The following is a 2545-nucleotide window of genomic DNA, read 5'->3' as shown; positions in this document are numbered from 1 at the left end:
GTCTTCGGGACCGTCCTGGTCCCCGGCACGGGCCTTCTCGACATGGCCCTCACCGCCGCGCACCACGTCGGTGCCGCCGGAGTCGGCGAACTGACCCTTCTCGAACCCCTCGTCATCACGCAGGAGACGGGCGTTCGCATCCAGGCCGTAGTGGCAGGCCCGTCCGGCGACAGCCGTCGGACGATCGCCCTGTACAGCCGCTCCGAGGACGCCTCCGACGACGCGCCCTGGCGGCACCACGCGAGCGGTGAACTGAGCGACGCCGCGACGGGGTCCGCGAGCACCGGGTTCGACGAGCCGGCCCACTGGCCCGTCCCCGGCGCCGAGCCGGTCGACCTCGACGGGTTCTACGACGCGTTCCGGGCGCGGGGCCTGGAGTACGGCCCCGCCTTCCAGGGGCTGACCGAACTGTGGCGCAAGGGGAACACCGCGTACGGGACCGTACGCCTCCCCGACGGCCTCGACGCCGACGCCTTCGGCATTCACCCGGCGCTCCTGGACGCCGCCCTGCACGCGATGGTGGCTGTGCAGGGCGGAACGGGAGCCGAGGGGCACGTACCACTTCCCTTCGAATGGGCGGGCGCGGAGTTGCACGCCGCGGGCAGCACCGAGCTGCGCGTCCGGATCGACCTGGACGGGGAGAGCACCCTCGGGCTCTGGGCGGCCGACCCCGCCGGACAGCCTGTTCTCCGGGCGGACCTGCAACTGCGTGAGGCCGACGTGGAGCAGATCCGTACCGCCGGGTCCTCCGCCGAGCACCTCTACCGGATGGACTTCCGAGCCCTGCCCGGACTCACCGCCCAGCCGGTCGACGCCGTCCACGTCCTGGAGCTCGCGGACCCGGACGGGTTCGACGAGCTGTTGGTACGGCTGGACACGGGCGCGGGAGTGCCGGAACGCGTGGTGGTGGATGCCACGGCGACGGCCGCCGACCCGAGGACGGTGACGGAGGACGCGTTGTCCCTGGTCCAGCGGCTGCTGGGTGAACCGCGGCTGGAGAACACCGATTTCGTGTGGGTCACCCGCAACGCCGTGGACACCGGCGACGGGGTCGGCGACCTGGTCCACGCACCCCTGTGGGGCCTGCTGCGCACCGCCCGCGCCGAACACCCCGAGCGTTCCGTCCACCTGGTCGACCTCGATGCCGGGGAGGCCGCCGACGCACCGTTCGTCGCCGGCGAACCGGAGATCGCGGTACGCGACGGGGAGATCCGGGCCGCACGGCTCACGCGCGCCCCCGGCGGCACCCACACACCCGAATTCGCCCCCGGTGGCCGGGTCCTGATCACCGGCGGCACCGGTGAACTGGGCACCGCCCTGGCCACCCATCTCGTCCGGACCCACGGCGTCCGCCACCTGGTCCTCACCTCCCGGAGCGGCCCCGAGGCCCCCGGCGCCCAGGGCCTGATCGAGACCCTGACCGCTGCCGGGGCACGAAGCGTCGACATCCGGGCCTGCGACGTCGCCGACCGCGACCAGGTCCGCAACCTGCTCACCGCCACCGGCGCCCGCCCCTGGACCGGCGTCTTCCACCTCGCCGCGGTCCTGGACGACGGTCTGCTCACCGCCCAGACGCCCGAACGTCTCGCCCGCGTGTGGGCTCCCAAGGCCGACGGTGCCCAGCACCTGCACGACCTTTCCGAAGAACTCGGTCTCGACCTCGCGGCGTTCGTGCTGTTCTCCTCCGCCGCCGGAGTCCTGGGCGGGGCCGGACAGTCCAACTACGCCGCGGCCAACGCCTTCCTGGACGCCCTGGCCGCGCACCGCCGTGCCGAGGGGCTGCCCGCCACCAGCCTCTCCTGGGGCCTGTGGCAGCAGGCCGGCACCGGCCTCACCGCCAACCTGGGGCAGGCCGAACTCGCCCGCCTCCGCCGCCAGGGCATCGGTGCCCTCACCCCGGCCCAGGCACTCGCGTCCCTCGACACCGCCCTCACCACCGCCCACCCCCACTGCGTTCCGGTCAAGCTCGAACTTGCCAGCCTCCAAAGGAGCTTGGCCGGTGAAGGGGAGTCGGCCGTGCCGGCTGCGCTGCGTTCCTTGCTGCGCGCGCCGCGGCGCCGGGCCGGTCGCGCGGAGGCGGCCCCCTCGGACCTGCGGGGCCGACTGCTCGTACTGCCGCAGGCCGACCGGCTGGCACCGCTCACGGACCTGGTGCGCACGGAGGCCGCGACGATCCTGGGCATGTCCGGGCCGGGCGCGGTCGGCAAGGAGCAGGTCTTCAAGGTTCTCGGCTTCGACTCGCTCATGGCGGTCGAGCTGCGCCGACGCCTCTCCGCCAGGACGGGCCTCACCCTTCCGTCCACCCTCGCCTTCGACCACCCCACTCCGCTGGCCATCGCCGAACTGCTGCTGAAGAGGCTGGCGTTGGACTCCGGAACGGAGGCGGGCACCGGGGCCGTCGGCCGAGTCGGGGGCGCGGTTCGGGACGAGAACCGCAACCACGGCTCCGACGAGCCGATTGCGGTGGTGTCGATGGCGTGTCGGTTGCCGGGTGGGATTGATTCGCCGGAGGGTTTTTGGGAGTTGTTGTCGGGTGGTGGGGATG

1 protein-coding gene is annotated in these 2545 nt (G+C 73.2%); it reads left to right on the top strand.

The features are described from left to right. Nucleotides 1–2545: KR domain-containing protein (locus tag ACWCXX_RS41150; protein ID WP_451136415.1), on the top strand; the 2545-nt coding region annotated here is incomplete at both ends.

The organism is Streptomyces sp. NPDC001732 (genome assembly GCF_053596315.1).
The sequence above is the reverse complement of the archived record's forward strand: the minus strand, read 5'-3'. Positions and strand labels throughout refer to the sequence as shown.